Source organism: Sphingosinicella ginsenosidimutans, from assembly GCF_007995055.1.
In the GTDB taxonomy this organism is placed as follows: Bacteria; Pseudomonadota; Alphaproteobacteria; order Sphingomonadales; family Sphingomonadaceae; genus Allosphingosinicella; species Allosphingosinicella ginsenosidimutans.
Window position 1 is genome coordinate 2955118 of sequence record NZ_VOQQ01000001.1, and the last position, 15685, is coordinate 2970802.

Genomic DNA, 15685 nt, shown 5'->3' on the forward strand with positions numbered 1-15685 from the left:
CTGAGATATATCTTTCGATATGGAAGAGTCAAGATATATCTCAGATAGTCGCCCTCAATGCGCGTTCCCCGCCCCTTCGGAAGCGTTGCGGACGGTGCGGTCGAGGAAATCGAACATCGTGCGATAGAGGTGGAGCTGCCGGGCCTCGCCGGAAATGGCATGGGTCGCGCCCGGATAGACCATTGTCTCGAAAGGGAAGCTGCGCGCCTGCAGGAGCCCCATCAGCACCGTCGAATTCTCGAACACGACATTGTCGTCGGCCATGCCGTGCATCAGCAGGAGATGATCGGCGATCCGGTCCGAATGCGGCGCCGCGTCCGACTCCTCATAAGGCGCGGAATCGGTGGCAGGATTGCCGAGATAGCGTTCGGTATAATGGGTGTCGTACAATTCCCACCGCGTCACCGGCGCGACCGCGACGCCCGCCCGGAACGTGCCCCGCGGCGCACCTTCGAGCAACCGAAGCGTCATGTAGCCGCCATAGGACCAGCCGAAGACAGCGACGCGATCGGGATCGACGAAGTCCTGCCGCCGAAGCCAATCGAGTCCGGCCAGCTGATCGCGCACCTCCACCTGCCCCATAGCGTGATAGATCGCGTTCTCGAACCGCGTGCCGCGATCGGGCGAGCCGCGATTGTCGATCGAGAAGACGATCCAGCCCTGCTGCACGAGATATTCCTGCAGCGGGCTCACCCAGGTGCGCATCACCTGCCGTCCGCCGCCAGGCCCGCCATAGACCTGGACAAAGACCGGATAACGCCGCCCCGGCTCCAGGCGCGGCGTCAGCATCTTGTAATAGAGCATCGTGCCGTCGTCGGCGCGCACCGTGCCGAAGGTCGGCGCGACATGATCCGCCATGAACGGGGCATAAGGATGATCCCCGGCCACCCGGTTCTCCTCGATCCATGCGAGCCGCCGTCCGGTGGCGTCGGCGAGATAGACCTGCGGTGGCTGGGCCGGGCTCGAACGGGTGACGAGCATCCGGCGTGCGGCGCCATCCATCTCGGCGTCGTTCCACCAGCCCGCCTCCGTCAGTCGATGGGGCGCGGCCGGATGGTTCATGTCGATCCAGTAGAGATGCTGTTCGATGGGCGTGTCCATATTGGCGGTGAAGTAGATTCGCCCGCCCGCCTCATCGATCCCGTCGATGCTCTTCACCGCCCAGTCGCCATGCGTGAGCTGCGTCCAGCGCCCGTCCCGGAAACGATAGATGTGGGAATAGCCACTGCGCTCCGAGGTCCAGATCAGGCTGCCGTCGCGCAGCGGGCGGAGATTGTCGTGCAGGTTGAGCCAGTGGTCTGACGTCTCGGTGAACAGGATCGTCGAGCGCCCGGTCGCCGGATCGACGCTGAGCATGTCGAGCCGCTTCTGGTCCCGGCTCTCGCGCTGGACGAGCAGGACGTGCCCGTCCGCGCTCCAGTTCACGCGAGCGAGATAGATGTCGGTGTCGTCGCCGAGATCGACCTTCACCCGGCCGGAGCCGTCCGGGCGCATCACATAGAGTTCGACCAGCGCATTGGGCGTGCCCGCCGCGGGGTAACGCTGCTGGTAGACGCGCGTGCCGTCGGCCCCGATCGCGGTGCGGGTGACGACGTTGACCCTCGCCTCGTCGACCCGGGCGACCGCGATATAGCGGTCGTCGGGCGACCACCAATGGCCGGTGCGCCGGTCCATCTCCTCCTGCGCGACGAACTCGGCCGATCCCCAGGTCACGGTGCCCCCGCCATCGGTCGTGAGCGCATGCTCCCCGGTCCCGTCCGCGCCGACCACGTAGAGATTCTGGTCGCGCACGAAGGAGAGGTAGCGACCGGTCTTCGAAACCTGGGCGTCGAGCTCGGTCTCGGGCGTCGCCGTGATCCGGCGCACATTGCCGTCGAGCCCGGCGAGATAGAGGTCGCCGTCGAGCGGGACCAGGATCGATCGGCCGTCCGGCGCCCACTGATAGCTCACGATGCCGCGCACGCCGGAAAGCCGCGCGCGTTCGCGCCGCATCATCTCGTCCTCCGAAAGCGCCGCTCCCGTGCCGACGCGCGCGCTGTCGACCAGCATCCGGGCCTGCCCTGTCGACGTGTCGACCGCCCACAGATCGTAGCGCTCGCGGTCGTCCGGGCGGTTGCGGAGCATCGTCGCGAGCCGGCCGTCTGGAGAAAGCCGCAGCATCCGGGGCGTCGGGCCCGAAAGCGAAGGGCTGGCGAAGACCCGCTCGAGCGTCAGGCGCTCGGCACGGGCGGGGGCGGCGGCGGCAATCACGGCCGCGGCAAGGAGGATGAGGCTGCGCATGGCAGGCACGATAGCCGCCGCCACGGCAAAGAAAAGGGCGGGAACCTCAAGCGACCGCCCCGCCGCTCGCAACTTCGGCGTCGTGATGCGAGCGCGCGGCGGGATCGTTCAGCCCGCGGTCAGGACGTTTGGCGCAGGGGCGTCGGCCATGCGATCATCCATCGTCCTTGCATCCGCGCTCGGTCTGGCGCTCATTTCCGCGACGTCGGCCTGCGCGACGCCGGCGGACGGTTTGGGGGAAAGCGCGGTGCAGACGGAGTCATCGCCGGCCCTGGCTGGAACAGGCTGGCACATCGTCGCCATCGGCGATCGGGCCGTGTCGGGCGATCGCTTCGTTCTTTCCTTTACGGCGGATCGGGTCTCGGGACGCGCCGGATGCAACAGCTTTTCCGGGCCTTACAGCATTGACGGCGGGCGGCTTGCCGTGGGCGCGATGATGATGACGCGCATGGCCTGCGCGAACGTCAACGGGCCTGAGGGCGTCGATCCGATGGCGATGGAGCGGCAGGCGACGCAGATCCTGAGCGAAGGCGCGCGAATCGCGTCCGTCGGTGCGGACATGCTGGAGCTCACCGCCCCGGCCGGAACGCTCCGCCTGCGCCGCGCCGACCGGGCCGCGCGCTAGTTCGCCTTCGCCGCGCTCTCGGGCGCCAGGAGCTTGGTGAGCGGCCGCGGCGCCGCCTCGACCACCGGCAGGGCCTCGATCTCGCGCGCCCCGCTCGCCACTTCGAGCGTCTCGAACCGCTTGGCCTGGGTCATCACCTGGCTTTCAAGGCTGCCGACGAAGGAATTATAGGCATCCGTCGCGAGCCCGAGGTTGCGGCCGAGCTTGGCGACATGGGCGCCCATCGTCGCGAGCCGGGAATGGAGTTCCTTGCCGAGGCGGGCGATCTCCGCCGCTTCCTCCGCCAGTCGCTCCTGCCGCCACACGCCGGCGACGGTCCGTGCGATGGCGACCAGGTTGGTCGGCGTCGCGAGCAGCACGCGGCGCTCGAACGCCCAGTCCCACAGGCCGTCGTCCTGCTCCAGCGCGGCGGTCAGGAAATGCTCGCCGGGGATGTACATGACGACATAATCGGCGGCGTCGCCGAACTGCTCCCAATAGGCCTTGGAGCCGAGCTGCTGGGCATGGTTGCGGATCGACGCCGCGTGCGCCTTGAGGTGCGAAACCCGCGCCGCCTCATCCGCCGCCTCGCTCGCGTCGAGAAAGGCGTTGAGCGAGCATTTGGCGTCGATGATCAGCTTGCGGCCGCCCGGCATCCGCACCACCACGTCGGGGCGCAGCCGCCCGTCGCCCGTGTCGACCGACACCTCGGTCTGGAAATCGGCGAATTGCGACAGGCCGGCCTGTTCGAGCACGTTCTTCAGGCTCTGCTCCCCCCAACGGCCGCGCGCCTTGGGGCTCGAACGAAGCGCGTTGACGAGGTTGCGCGTTTCGTCGCGAACCTGGGTGTGGCCGGCATGGAGCAGCTGCACGGCCTCGCGAAGGCCGGCATATTGATCGACCCGCTCCTTCTCGACCGCGGCCAGCTTCTCGTCATAGCGCTTGAGGGTCGCCTCGACCGGCTGGAGCAGGGCCTTGAGCTGCTGCTCGCTCTTCTCGCCCGCCTGGTGGAAGCGGGCATCGGCGCGTTCGAGGAACTGCTTCTGCGCCTCGCCGAGCATCGCGGCACCGACCTCGCGGAATTGCGCGGCGAGCGAATCCTTCGCTTCCCTCAGCTCGGCGATGCGCGTCTCGAAATTGCGCGCGTCGGCCTGAAGCGTCGCAAGGTTCCGGCTGGCCTCGTCGCGCTCCTTCGTCACCTCGTCGAGGGCGAGGCGGAGCAGCTCGGCCGCCTTGGCCCTTTCCTCCGCCAGAGCCGAAGCGCGCGATCGACCGGCGAACCAGCCGAGGGCCAGGCCGGCGGCGAGCGCCACCAAGATTGCGAGCAGAAGATAGATGGGGTCCATATGCGCCTGTCCGTTTGGAACGAAGCGCGAACCTAGCCGAGGCGCGGAACCGGCACCAGCCATTTCCGTTCGCTTCGCCAGGAGGCCCCCATGTCCCTTTCGAAGATGATCGCCACCCATCCCGACGTTGCCGGGGATGCCAGCGAGCCACTTGCGCTCGCCGCGCGGCATTCGATGCTGTGCGCGCTGTTCTGCACCTCCTGCGCCGACGCCTGCGTCGCCGAGGAGATGGACATGCGGCAATGTATCCGCTCCTGCCTGGACTGCGCCGACATTTGCGGGGCGATGGCGACAATCGCCGTGCGGCGGACGGGTTCGAACGAGACGGTGCTCCGCGCGATGCTGGAGACCTGCATCCGGACCTGTGAGCTCTGCGCCGAGGAATGCGCGCGGCATGACCATGCCCATTGCCGCCTTTGTGCCGAGATGTGCCGGGAATGCGCGCGCGATTGCCGCGCGGCGCTCGACTCCGTCGCCTGAACGATGAAGCTTGGCGCGGCCTGCTGTGCGTCGGCGACGATCGCCATTCTCGCCCTCGTCGCGGCCTGCCGACCGGCGCCGGACGCGGACGCGAACGCGGCGGCCGATGCGGCACCCGCTGAATCGACCGAGCCCACCACCGTCGATTCCGGCGTCGACATCGACGCCTCGCTCTCGCTCGATCAGCTGAACGGCCTCGAAAACCACACGCCCCCGCCCGAGGCAGACGCCCTGCCGCCAGCGGATGCTCCGCTGAGATTCGTTGGGCGCTGGGCGGCCGATTCCGGGCTCTGCGCGACGGCGCCGTGGCAGTTCACGGCGCAGTCCCTCTCGACGCCGGCCGGCGCGCATTGCCGCTTCCGACGGGTCGAAAAGACGCCGGGCGGGGTCGACATCTCCGCGCTTTGCACGGCGGAAGGGCCCGAACGACGGGACAGGATCCGCCTGCGCTTCGCCGAATCGGCCGGGGCGATGCTGTTCGAATCGACGACGATCGCCGATGCGGGGCTGGTCTATTGCAGACCTTGAGGGTTCAGGCTGCGCGCCTGGCGCCGCTTTCCCGACGGGCCTTGACCAGTTTCTTCATGATCATGTCGCGCTTCAACCGCGAGAGATGGTCGATGAAGAGCACGCCGTTCAGGTGGTCGATCTCATGCTGGAGGCAGACCGCGAGCAGCCCGTCGATCCATTCCTCATGGGCCTTGCCGTCGCGCGACTGCCAGCGGGCGCGCACGCGATCCGGGCGCATCACCTCGGCATACATGTCGGGGACCGAGAGGCAGCCTTCCTGATAGGGGACGGTCGTCTCGGACGCTTCGAGGATTTCGGGATTGATGAAGACGCGCGGGTCGCGAACCGGCTCGCCGTCTTCCACCTCAGGCTCTTGGAGATCGATGACGAGCAGGCGCTTCGGCACGCCGACCTGGATCGCCGCAAGGCCGATGCCGGGCGCCGCGTACATCGTCTCGAACATGTCGTCGATCAGCGTCTGGAGCTCCGGCGTGATCTCCTCGACGGGCGAGGAAATCTGGCGAAGCACCGGGTCCGGCGTCTCATAGATGGGCAGGATGGCCATGGCGGGGATGTAGGTGGAAAAGCCCGCGCCTTCAAGCGACGGGGCGCCGCGCCCGCAGCGCCTGCGCGAGCGTGCCCTCGTCGAGATAGTCGAGCTCGCCGCCGACCGGCAGGCCGTGGGCGAGCTGGGTGAGGCGCACCGGATAGCTTTCCAGCCGCTCGGCGAGATAATGGGCGGTCGTCTGGCCCTCCAGCGTCGCGTTCATCGCAAGCACGACCTCGTCCACGCCGCCGGCGGCGACGCGGCTCACCAGGCCGGCGATGTTGAGATCCTCCGGCCGCACGCCCTCAAGCGCCGAGAGCCGCCCGCCGAGGACATGAAACTTGCCGGGGAAGAGCCGCGAGCGATCGAGCGCCCAGAGGTCCGATACCTCCTCGACGACGCAGAGCAGTCGCGCGTCGCGCCTGGGATCGGCGCAGACACCGCAGGGGTCGGTCGTGTCGACATTGCCGCAGATCGCGCAGACGGAGAGGTTCTCATTCACCTTCTCCAGCGCGCGCAGCAGCGGCGTCAGCGCGCTCTCGCGGCGCTTCATGAGGTGCAGCACCGCGCGGCGCGCCGAGCGCGGTCCGAGCCCCGGCAGACGGGCGAGCGCTTGGGTCAGGGCTTCGATTTCCTGGGAGGCCATGGCCGTGGGATATGGGGAAGCGCGGCGGCTTGCCAAGCCGAATGTAGCGGATAGGACGGCGCCATGCGCATCGCCTTCATGGGAACCCCGGACTTCTCCGTGCCGACATTGGACGCCCTGATCGGGGCGGAACACGAGATCGTCGCGGTCTATACGCAGCCGCCGCGGCCCGCCGGGCGCGGCAAGGCGCTGTCGCCCTCCCCGATCCAGCTTCGCGCCGAGGCGGCGGGGATCGCGGTTCGCACGCCGCTGACGCTGCGCGACCCGCAAGCGCAGGCGGCCTTCGCCGCGCTCAACCTCGATGCCGCGGTGGTTGCGGCCTATGGGCTGATCCTGCCGGTGCCGATCCTTGAGGCGCCACGCCATGGCTGCCTCAACGTCCACGGCTCGCTGCTGCCGCGCTGGCGCGGCGCGGCGCCGGTGCAGCGGGCGATCCTTGCAGGCGACGAGGAGACGGGCGTGTGCATCATGCAGATGGAAAAGGGGCTCGACACCGGGCCGGTCTATGCGCGGCAGGCGACACCGGTGGATCGAAAGACGGCGGGTGAGCTCACCTCCGAAATTGCCGAAATGGGCGCGCGGCTCATGATCGACGTGCTCGGCCGGATCGACGCCATGACGCCAGTGCCGCAGCCCGACGAGGGGGTGACCTATGCGCACAAGATCGAGAAGAGCGAGGCGCGGCTCGATTTTTCGGGCAGCGCCGTGGCGGCGGAGCGGCAGGTGCGCGCGTTCAACCCGGCGCCGGGCGCATTCTTCGAATATCGCGGCGAGCGGATCCGGATCCTTGCGGCCGAGGTGAGCGGAGATGCCGCCCCGCCCGGAACGGTGGCCGACGGGCTTGCCATCGCCTGCGCCGAAGGAACGCTGCACCCCACCCTGGTGCAGCGCGCGGGCCGCGCGGCGATGACGCCGGGCGAGTTGCTTCGCGGCTTTCCCATCCCGGCCGGCACCCTCCTCGCGTGACCCGTTTCCGCCTCACCGTCGAATATGACGGCCGCCCCTTCATGGGCTGGCAGCGCCAGGCGCACGGGCCTTCGGTCCAGCAGGCGATCGAGGAGGCGGTGCAGGCGATCACCCACGAGGAGGTGACGCTTCACGCGGCCGGGCGGACCGACGCCGGCGTCCATGCGCTGGCGATGACCGCCCATGTCGATGTCGAGCGGCCGATCACGCCCTTTCGCCTCGCCGACGGGATCAATGCGAAGCTTCGCCCGCTCCCGGTCGCGATCCTGAGTGCCGAGATCGCAGCCGAGGATTTTCACGCCCGATTCTCGTGCATTGGGCGGCGTTATCTCTATCGGATTTCAAATCGCCGCGCGCCGCTCGCGCTTGACGCCGGGCGCGCCTGGCGGGTGCCGGTGCCGCTCGATGCGGAGGCGATGGACGAGGCGGCGCAGCTGCTGGTCGGCCGGCACGATTTCACCACCTTCCGCTCGGCCCATTGCCAGGCCGAAAGCCCGGTCAAGACTCTCGACCGGCTCGCCGTCCGGCGCATCGGCGACATGATCGAAATCGCGGCCGCCGCCCGCTCCTTCCTCCACCATCAGGTCCGATCGATGGTCGGCTGCCTGGAGCTGGTCGGGCGCGGGAAATGGACGAAGGCGGACCTGAAGGCGGCGCTGGACGCGAGAGATCGCGCCGCTCTGGGCTTCAACGCGCCGCCCGACGGGCTTTTCTTTGTCGCGGCGCTTTATCCGGCGCCTTGATCGCGCCGAGGCCGAAGAGGCGCTGGAGCGACTTTTCGAGCATGAGCAACTGCCAGAGCGTGCGGCCGTGATCGGAAAGCCCGGCGCGGTGGTCCTGGGCGAGCGTCGCGATCGCGGTCATGTCGAACCAGCCGGTCTGCGCAAGCGCCGATCCGTCCGCGATCGCCGCCGCTTCCCCGGCCAGCGGGCCACGGAACCAGTCCGAGATCGGGGTGACGAAGCCCATCTTGCGACGATGGAGGATGTCGTGCGGCAGGCGCGAGGCGAGCGCGCGCTTCATCAGCCATTTGCCGGTGCCGCCCCGAAGGCGCATCCGCGCCGGCAGGCCAGCGGCGAATTCGACAAGGCGGTGATCGAGCAAAGGCTCGCGCGCCTCGAGGCTCACCGCCATCGACGTTCGATCGACCTTGGTCAGGATGTCGCCCGGCAGCCAGATCTTGAGATCGGCATATTGCGCGCGCGACAGCCCGTCATTGGCCGGCGCCTCGGCGAAGGCCCGCTCGTATCGCGCCTCGGCACGGTAGCCGTGGAGCGGTGCGGTGAAGAGGCGGCGGCGCAATGCGAGCGGCGTCACCCCGACCGCATTGGCATAAGCAAGGCCGCTCCCCTGCCCCAGCGCCTGCAGAGTCGTCTTGGCGCGCAGCATCCTGGGCGCCCAATCCGCCTTTGGATAGAGATCGCCGAGCGCCCCCACGCCCCGCGCGAGCGGGCCGGGGAGGAGGGCGCGCGCCCGCTCCTCGTTGCGGAACAGCCGGTGGCGGCGATAGCCGGCGAAGGCTTCGTCCGCGCCGTCGCCGGAAAGCGCGACCGTGACCTTTTCGCGGGCGAGCGCCGAGACCTGGTAGGTTCCCATGGCCGATGCGTCCGCGAACGGCTCGTCGAAGGCGTCGGCGAGCGTGTCGATCAGCGCGAAATCATTGGCGGCAGCCTCGCGGACGCGATGGTTCGTGGCGAAGAGGCGGGCGATCTCTTCGGCATAGGACGTTTCGTCGAGCGCGGCGACGTCGAAGCCGATCGAGCAGGTCTCGACAGGCGTCCGGCTCGTCTCCGCCATGAACGCCACGACCGCCGAGCTGTCGACCCCGCCGGAGAGGAAGGCGCCGAGCGGAACATCCGCGATCATGCGCGATGTGACCGCCGCGCGCAGCCGATCGACCAGCTCGGCCTCGAGCTTGCGCGCGGAGCCGCGGACGGGGCTCGAGAAGTCCGGATCCCACCATCTGACCGGGTTCGCGATCTCGCGGCCGCGGCGGATGTGGAGGAAGTGGCCGGCGGGGAGCTTGCGGACGCCGGCGATGATGCAGGCGTCGTCGGGCACGTAGCCGAAGGCGAGATAATCCTCGATCGCGGTCGGATCGGGGCTTCGGCGGAGCAACGGGTGCGCCATCAGCCCCTTGAGCTCAGAGGCGAAGATGACCGCCCCGTCCGACAGCTGGCAGACATAGAGCGGCTTCACGCCGAGCCGGTCGCGGGCGAGGAACAAGGCGTCCTGATCGGCATCGTAGAGCGCGAAGGCGAACATGCCGTTGAACCGGGCGAGGCAGTCCGGCCCCCATTGCCGCCAGGCGGCGAGGATGACTTCGGTGTCGCTCTGGGTCTCGAAATGGTGGCCCTTGGCCTCCAGCTCGGCGCGAACCTCGCGGAAATTGTAGATCTCGCCATTATAGGTGACGACCAGCCGGCGATCGGCGGTCAGCATCGGCTGCGCCGCGGCCTCGGAAAGGTCGATGATCGCAAGGCGGCGATGGCCGAAGCCGACTCCGGGCGCGGTCCACACGCCGCCGCCGTCCGGACCGCGATGGACGAGCGCATTGGTCATCGCCTCGATCCGCGCCGGATCGACCGGCTTGGGCACGTCGGGGTGGAAGATGCCGGCGATGCCGCACATGGTCAGGCGCCTCCGGCGGCGCGGTCGGCGAGCGGCGCGACGGGGCCGAGAGCGGCGAGGAAGGCGTCGATTGCCGGGCGTGCGCTGACGCCGCGCGCCGGCGCCGGCGCGGACACGAGCACCGCGACCGCGCGCTGCGGTCCGCCGAACAGGCGCGTCTTCATCGTCTCAATCTTCACCCTCGCCCCGCTTCCGGTCAGAATCGTGCCCACCCGGTAGAAGCTCAGCACCTCGCGTTCCACCCCGTGCGAGGCGATCCGCTCCGCCTTTCCGTCCGGCGGAGCCGGCGCGTCGGCGGTCCATGCCCAGGCGCCCTCGGGGGCGATCGCGCCCTGGCCGAAGCCGACGATCTCTCGCCCTTCGCCCTGATGAGTGAAGAGGATGAGAGCAAGATCGACGGCCCGCCCCTCCGCATCGCGATAGCGGGCGAAGGCGGCTCGGTCGGCGCCGGCAAAATGCGGCGCCCAGTCGCGCGCCGGCGCGATCCGGGTCCAGCCCGGCACGTCCGGCAGCGCGATCGCAGCGGGCGCGGCGCGGGTGCCCGCGGCCGACACTGTCGCCGCCCAGCTCACCGGCAGCATCGCCATGGCGAGCAAGGCCGCCGCGACGAGGTTCACCGGCGCGCCGCTTTCCTCCGGCATCGCCGCGGGATCGAACCAGGGATCGTCGGGCCGGCGATCGAAGAAGCGCCAGCCGAGCCCGAGGATCAGCGCGATGACCAGCGCAAAGAAAATGCCGCCATAGACGACATGGTCGAAACCGGCGGCCCAGGTGATGCTGGTCCGCTCCGCGACATAGATGGTCGCCCAGGCGCGTATGCCATTGGCGACGACCGGCACGACGATCGCGACGGCGAGAAATGCCGCGCGGCGCCGCCAGGAACGATAGCAGACATTGGCGACGAGCGCCCCGAAGGCGATCATCGCGATCAGGAAGCGCGCCCCGGCGCAGGCTTCCGCAACCTCGAAATAGCCGGCCGGCGTGGTGATGAAGACGCCTTCGAGATGCGCGGGCACGCCGCTGAAGCCCAGCAGCACGGTCGCGATCTTCGCGGTCAGCGTCTGCATCGCCGGCACCAGCGCCTCGCCGGCCGGGATCAGGAACAAAGCGTAGAAGATCGGGAAAGCGAGCCCGCGCGCGACGTTGCGCCCGAGCAATGCGATGACCGCGCCCTGGAGCATGAGGACCAGGCCGGCATGGCGCGCAAAGGCCACGCCGCCTGCTTCGCCGAGCAGCCATCCGATCGCGCCAATGCCGACCGGAACGAGCCCGGGCCACCAGGCAGCGGGTTGGAGCTGCCTCAGCTGCGGCCAGCGCTGGGCGACCAACCAGCCGATCAGCGGCAGGACGAGGAAACAGTGGTTGAACGTCGCATCGCTCCACCAGATCGACACGATATGCGCCGCATCCCTGTGGAACAGCGCGAGGAGCAAGAGGCAGACAAGGCCGAGCGCGGCGAGATGCGCGCGCCAGGGCGAGACCGCACTGGCCGGGCGCGCGGCGGACAGCGCCGCCGTCATGCCGCGGCGCGCGCGCCGGGCGCGATGAGGTCTGCGAGCGGGGCGAGCCGGCGATCCCAGCCATAATCGCGCACCATCGCCGCGCGTGCCGCCGCCCCGACCGCGAACGCCCGCGCCGGTGCCACGAGCAGATTGTTGATCGCGTCCGCCATCCGCTGTGCATCATCGGCGACGATCAGGTCGCGGCCGGGCTCCGCCTCGATCCCTTCGAAGGCCGCCGGGCTGGCGACGACGGGGCGCGCCATCGCCATCGCTTCGAGCACCTTGTTCTGGATGCCCCGGGCGATGCGGAGCGGTGCGACGACGATGTCCGCCTCGGCGAGCCAGCTTCGCATGTCGCTGACCGCGCCCGTCACCTCGATACGCGGCCCGGCGAGCGCGCGCACCGTTGGGGCAGGATTGCGGCCGGCGATGACGAACCGGCCGGGGATGGCGGGAAGAATCTCTCGCGCGAACCAGGTGACGGCGTCGACATTGGGCGCGTAGTCCATCTGGCCGGTGAAGAGCAGGATCGGCCCCGCCCCCCGATCCGCCTCGGCCAGACGCGGGAAAGACGCCCCGGGATCGAAGACGCCGAGATCGATGCCGTTCGAAATCGCATGAATGCCGGCAAGACCGGTCCTGTCACGGAACAGGGCCGCTTCCGCTTCGCTGACGAACAATGAGGCGTCGGCGCGGGCCGCGGTCGCGCGCTCGAAGGCGAACAGCCGCTCGGCCTCGCGGGCATGGACCCAGCGCATCGGCAGGGGCGCGGTCTTCGAATAAGCGGCGAACTTGGCCGAATCCATGTCGACGAAGTCCATCACGAAGCGCGCCGGGCATGGATCGGGGACGAACTGCGCCATCTGGCCGGAATAAGCGAAGATGGTGCCGATCCGCCCCGAGGCCAGCGATCGCCGGACGAAGGATCGCAGGGCGGCGCTGTCGAACAGGGTCAGCGAGGCCGGGCGACCGTTGGCGATCGCCTTCAGCCCGGCGCTCGCCTTTCCGGTGCGGCGGATCTCGATATGGACATCGCCCAGCGCGGCGCCGATGGCCTCGCGCAGCGCCGGCAGGTGCGCGGCATCCGCCCTGTCATCGGCGAAGCAGGCGAGGTGAACCCGCGCGAGCCCGGCCAGATGCTTCAGCATGTGCCACGAGCGGATCTTGTCGCCGCGATCGGGCGGGAAGGGGATGCGATGGGCGAGGAACAGGATGTCGTCCATCAGCCGAGCCCTCGCGCGATTGGCGGGCCGAGCCGGTTGGCGATCCAGAGCGGAAGACGCTGCCACAGTGCGATCTGCATCCGGTATTTCGGGTTGAGCGGGTTGACCTCGCGCCGCCCGCCCCAATGGGCGTAGCTGAGCGGCTCCGGATCGAAGCCCCAATTCTTCTTGAAGGCGAAGGCCCCGGTGCCGATCTTCGACCGTCCGAAATCGAAGCGGGTGCAGCCGCGCGCGGAGGCATGTCGCATCAGCTCGTAATACATGAGCTCATTGGCGCGCGCGGCCCGGGCGGCGCGGGTGCCGCCGCCCCAGTAAGGATAGACGGTGCCGCGCCAGTAGAGGCTGAACACGCTCGCCAGCACCTCGCCCCCGCGCGAGACGGTGAGGATATCGGCGGCCTCGCCAAACTCGGCGAGCGTCGCGGCGAACAGGGCGCGCGGGAAGACCGGCGTGCCGAGATTGCGAACGCTTTCCGAATAGGCGCGGTAATGGGCGTCGAGGTCGCGCCCGATCCCGACCGCGAGACCGAAGCCGAGCGCGCGGCGGACCTCGGCGCGCTGCTTGCGCGGGATCGCCTTCAGGATCGCCTCTTCGCCGGCCGGAAGATCGCGCGCGAAGCCGGCATAGGCGCCCGTCTCGACCGCCCAGCCATCGGGAGCCGGCCCGCCGCGCAGCTCGATCGAAGGGCAATCGAGCCGCTCGGCCAGTCGAACGGCTTCGGCGGCGAGCGCGGTGCGCGCCGCGACATCCTCGGCGAGGATGCCGCCATCGACACCGAAGCCCGCGGACACCAGGGCGCTGCCGAACAGCGGCGATCGCACTTCGGTGAGCGGCAGGACTCCGCGCACCGCGCCGCCACGCTCGGCCAGCAGCAGATGCGCCCGCTGGCCGGTGCCCGCCGCAATCGCGCGGCTCCATTGCGGCAAGTGAAAGGGCGTGGCGTCGGGATGGGTGCGCACATAGGCTTCGGCCGCGGCGTCCGACGGATCGGCGGCGCGGACCGCAAGCGTGAGAACGGCCGGCGCGTTCACAGCGCCCTCGCCTGCTCGGCGGCGATCGCGTCGGTCCGGCCCCATTCATGGGACCTGAGCAATTTGAGCAATTTGCCGCGCATTTCGGACAAATTGGTGTAATGACGCAGCCGCGATCGGAGCGGCGCGCGGGCGATCCTTGGCTGATCCGGATCAATCTCCCACGGATGGAAATAGAAGATGGCCGGCCGCCCGTCGCGCGCATTGACGCGGCGGATCGCCCAGTTCGAAAAGCCGTAGGGGAGCAGGCGGAAGAAGCCGCCCCCGCCCGCCGCGAGGCGCCGTCCGGCGAGATCCGCCGTCGTCACCGGCAGCTCGATCAGATCGGCCCCTTCCACCGGCCGCCAGGCGAAGCGGGGCGCGCTGCGCCAGCCATAATGATCGTGCGCGATCGGTGCGACGCTCGAGGAATAGGCATAGCCCTCCTCCGCGAGCACGCGGTGCGCCCAGGGGGTGCGTAGGTCGATCGAGAAGCTCGGCGCCCTGTAGCCGGTGATCCGCTGCCCCGCCGCATCCTCGATGAGGCCGCGTGCGCGGGCAAGATCGGCGCGAAACCCCGCCTCGGTCAGCGTGAACACACGCTTGTGGTCATAGCCGTGACTGGCGATCTCGTGCCCCGCATCGGCGATGCGGCGGATCAGGGCTGGATGGCGCTCCGCGACCCAGCCGAGCGTGAAGAAGGTCGCCTTCACTCCGGCCTCGTCGAACAGGGCAAGCACCGCGTCGGTATTCGCCTCGACGCGGCGCGGCAGCGACTCCCAGTCGCTCCGATCGATCACATGCTCGAAGGCGCCGACCTGGAACCAGTCTTCGACATCGACGGAAAGGGCGTTGCGCATCCGCCCTCCTCAGGCCGCGTTGAACCGCGCCGGCCTTTCCGCATCGCCCTCGGCCCATTCGATCAGCAGCGCGAGGATCCGGCGAAGCATCGCCTCCTGCTCATCCGCCCGCGCCTCGAGCGCGGCGATGCGGCGGGCAATGGCCGGATCGGGAACGGCCGCCGGATCGGCAATGCCCGCCGGATCGGCCTCGACCAGGGTCGGCCGCGCGGTGCGCAGCGGCAGCACCCGCTCGCCGGCCGCAGCCGGCGCGGGCGCGTGGGGCCGGGCATCGGCACCGATCTCCTCGGCCACCGCATCGACCAGGTCGGCGTCGATCGTGTCGACATCCTCGAGCGCCGCGGCGAGCATCAGCCGGTTGGCGAGCTGGTTGATCCGCCGCGGGATGCCGTCGCTCGCCTTGTGGATCGCGACGATCGCCTCGGGCGCGAAATCGGGCCGCCCGGTCCAGCCGACAAGGCCCAGCCGGTGGCGCAGATAGGCTTCAAGCTCATCCGCGCCCATCGCCTCGAGATGGTGCGCGGCGATGACGCGCTGGCGCAGCTGTTCGAGGCCCGACGAGGCGAGCCGGTCACGAAATTCCGGCTGTCCGAGCAACACAGTCTGGAGCAGCGGCTTGCCGCCCACCTGGAAGTTGGACAGCATCCGAAGCTCTTCGAGCGAGGACACGGGCAGGATCTGCGCCTCATCGACGAGCAGCAGGTTGCGCTTGCCGGCGCGCAATTCCTCGCCGAGCCGCTGTTCGATCGCATCGAGAAGGCGGGCCTTGTCGAGCCCGGCGGTGGCGACGCCGAAGCCCTGCGCCGCGAGCCGGAGCATGTCGTCGCCCTCGACCTGGGTCGAGACAAGGCTGACGGCGTTGAGCCGCGCGCGATCGATGGTCGCCATCAGATGGGCGACGAGCGTCGACTTGCCGGCCCCGATCTCGCCGGTGATGGTCACGAACCCCTCGGCCTGGGCAAGCCCGTAGCCGAGATAGGCCATCGCCTTGCGATGCGTGCGGCTTTCGAACCAGAAACGCGCGTCGGGCGTCAGCTGGAATGGCTGTCCGGTGAGGCCGAAATGGTCGGTGTACATGGG

15 protein-coding genes are annotated in these 15685 nt (G+C 69.3%); 5 read left to right on the forward strand and 10 right to left on the reverse strand.

Annotated elements, in window-relative coordinates:
* Positions 1-54: 54 nt before the first annotated feature.
* Complete coding sequence (locus tag FRZ32_RS14720) at positions 55-2280, reverse strand: S9 family peptidase (protein ID WP_147044208.1); 2226 nt, start codon at positions 2278-2280, stop codon at positions 55-57.
* Between FRZ32_RS14720 and FRZ32_RS14725 the strand changes: the two genes are divergently transcribed.
* Positions 2267-2905, forward strand: coding sequence for an META domain-containing protein (locus tag FRZ32_RS14725; protein ID WP_147044209.1), 639 nt, complete (start codon positions 2267-2269; stop codon positions 2903-2905). The genes FRZ32_RS14720 and FRZ32_RS14725 overlap by 14 nt on opposite strands.
* On the opposite strand, the gene FRZ32_RS14730 is transcribed toward FRZ32_RS14725, so the two are convergent.
* Positions 2902-4230 (reverse strand): DNA recombination protein RmuC, encoded by a 1329-nt coding sequence (locus tag FRZ32_RS14730; protein ID WP_147044210.1) that lies wholly within the window; start codon positions 4228-4230, stop codon positions 2902-2904. The two genes, FRZ32_RS14725 and FRZ32_RS14730, sit on opposite strands and share 4 nt — an antisense overlap.
* Before the next feature lie 90 nt (positions 4231-4320).
* Here FRZ32_RS14730 and FRZ32_RS14735 point away from each other — a divergent pair, with 90 nt between their 5' ends.
* A complete protein-coding gene (locus FRZ32_RS14735) occupies positions 4321-4710 on the forward strand; it encodes a four-helix bundle copper-binding protein (RefSeq protein WP_147044211.1) in 390 nt (129 codons plus the stop codon).
* Between the two features lie 3 nt (positions 4711-4713).
* On the forward strand, positions 4714-5238 hold the full coding sequence (locus tag FRZ32_RS14740; RefSeq protein WP_147044212.1) for a hypothetical protein: 525 nt from the start codon (positions 4714-4716) through the stop codon (positions 5236-5238).
* 4 nt (positions 5239-5242) lie between these two features.
* Here the strand turns inward: FRZ32_RS14740 and def are convergent, their stop codons facing one another.
* Both def and recR read right to left on the reverse strand, forming a co-directional pair.
* Positions 5243-5785, reverse strand: coding sequence for a peptide deformylase (gene def / locus FRZ32_RS14745; protein ID WP_147044213.1), 543 nt, complete (start codon positions 5783-5785; stop codon positions 5243-5245).
* Positions 5786-5816: 31 nt separating this feature from the next.
* Complete coding sequence (gene recR / locus FRZ32_RS14750; protein WP_147044214.1) at positions 5817-6413, reverse strand: recombination mediator RecR; 597 nt, start codon at positions 6411-6413, stop codon at positions 5817-5819.
* 63 nt (positions 6414-6476) lie between these two features.
* Between recR and fmt the strand changes: the two genes are divergently transcribed.
* The gene (gene fmt / locus FRZ32_RS14755) at positions 6477-7379 is read left to right on the forward strand and encodes a methionyl-tRNA formyltransferase (RefSeq protein ID WP_147044215.1); all 903 of its coding nucleotides are present in this window, start codon (positions 6477-6479) and stop codon (positions 7377-7379) included.
* Positions 7376-8122 carry a tRNA pseudouridine(38-40) synthase TruA gene (gene truA, locus FRZ32_RS14760; RefSeq protein WP_147044216.1) on the forward strand — a complete coding sequence of 249 codons (747 nt, stop codon included), beginning with the start codon at positions 7376-7378 and terminating at the stop codon, positions 8120-8122. The genes fmt and truA overlap by 4 nt, the downstream gene beginning before the upstream one ends.
* Here truA and FRZ32_RS14765 read toward each other — a convergent pair.
* Genes FRZ32_RS14765 through FRZ32_RS14790 form a run of 6 tightly spaced genes read right to left on the reverse strand, consistent with a single transcriptional unit; the run spans position 8067 to position 15682 of the window.
* A complete protein-coding gene (locus FRZ32_RS14765) occupies positions 8067-10010 on the reverse strand; it encodes an XrtA/PEP-CTERM system amidotransferase (protein ID WP_147044217.1) in 1944 nt (647 codons plus the stop codon). The genes truA and FRZ32_RS14765 overlap by 56 nt on opposite strands.
* A gap of 2 nt (positions 10011-10012) precedes the next feature.
* Positions 10013-11530, reverse strand: a complete 1518-nt coding sequence (xrtA, locus tag FRZ32_RS14770) for an exosortase A (RefSeq protein ID WP_147044218.1) — start codon at positions 11528-11530, stop codon at positions 10013-10015.
* Entirely contained in the window at positions 11527-12738 is a 1212-nt protein-coding gene (locus FRZ32_RS14775; protein ID WP_424141308.1) for a TIGR03087 family PEP-CTERM/XrtA system glycosyltransferase, read from the reverse strand. Before FRZ32_RS14775 ends, xrtA begins: the two co-directional genes overlap by 4 nt.
* Positions 12735-13766: a FemAB family XrtA/PEP-CTERM system-associated protein gene (locus FRZ32_RS14780; RefSeq protein WP_243445318.1), complete on the reverse strand. Its 1032-nt coding sequence runs from the start codon at positions 13764-13766 to the stop codon at positions 12735-12737. The genes FRZ32_RS14775 and FRZ32_RS14780 overlap by 4 nt, the downstream gene beginning before the upstream one ends.
* Positions 13763-14605 (reverse strand): XrtA system polysaccharide deacetylase, encoded by an 843-nt coding sequence (locus FRZ32_RS14785; protein WP_147044221.1) that lies wholly within the window; start codon positions 14603-14605, stop codon positions 13763-13765. Before FRZ32_RS14785 ends, FRZ32_RS14780 begins: the two co-directional genes overlap by 4 nt.
* Positions 14606-14614: 9 nt before the next feature.
* Complete coding sequence (locus FRZ32_RS14790) at positions 14615-15682, reverse strand: ExeA family protein (protein WP_147044222.1); 1068 nt, start codon at positions 15680-15682, stop codon at positions 14615-14617.
* Between the last annotated feature and the right edge of the window lie 3 nt (positions 15683-15685).

Bases quoted from the DNA above. Each gene is read 5' to 3' on its own strand.
- fmt (WP_147044215.1), top strand. From the start codon at position 6,477: ATGCGCATCGCCTTCATGGGAACCCCGGACTTCTCCGTGCCGACATTG.
- recR (WP_147044214.1), bottom strand. From the start codon at position 6,413: ATGGCCTCCCAGGAAATCGAAGCCCTGACCCAAGCGCTCGCCCGTCTG.
- FRZ32_RS14740 (WP_147044212.1), top strand. From the start codon at position 4,714: ATGAAGCTTGGCGCGGCCTGCTGTGCGTCGGCGACGATCGCCATTCTC.
- FRZ32_RS14735 (WP_147044211.1), top strand. From the start codon at position 4,321: ATGTCCCTTTCGAAGATGATCGCCACCCATCCCGACGTTGCCGGGGAT.
- def (WP_147044213.1), bottom strand. From the start codon at position 5,785: ATGGCCATCCTGCCCATCTATGAGACGCCGGACCCGGTGCTTCGCCAG.
- FRZ32_RS14730 (WP_147044210.1), bottom strand. From the start codon at position 4,230: ATGGACCCCATCTATCTTCTGCTCGCAATCTTGGTGGCGCTCGCCGCC.
- FRZ32_RS14725 (WP_147044209.1), top strand. From the start codon at position 2,267: ATGAGGCTGCGCATGGCAGGCACGATAGCCGCCGCCACGGCAAAGAAA.
- FRZ32_RS14765 (WP_147044217.1), bottom strand. From the start codon at position 10,010: ATGTGCGGCATCGCCGGCATCTTCCACCCCGACGTGCCCAAGCCGGTC.
- FRZ32_RS14720 (WP_147044208.1), bottom strand. From the start codon at position 2,280: ATGCGCAGCCTCATCCTCCTTGCCGCGGCCGTGATTGCCGCCGCCGCC.
- FRZ32_RS14785 (WP_147044221.1), bottom strand. From the start codon at position 14,605: ATGCGCAACGCCCTTTCCGTCGATGTCGAAGACTGGTTCCAGGTCGGC.
- FRZ32_RS14790 (WP_147044222.1), bottom strand. From the start codon at position 15,682: ATGTACACCGACCATTTCGGCCTCACCGGACAGCCATTCCAGCTGACG.
- xrtA (WP_147044218.1), bottom strand. From the start codon at position 11,530: ATGACGGCGGCGCTGTCCGCCGCGCGCCCGGCCAGTGCGGTCTCGCCC.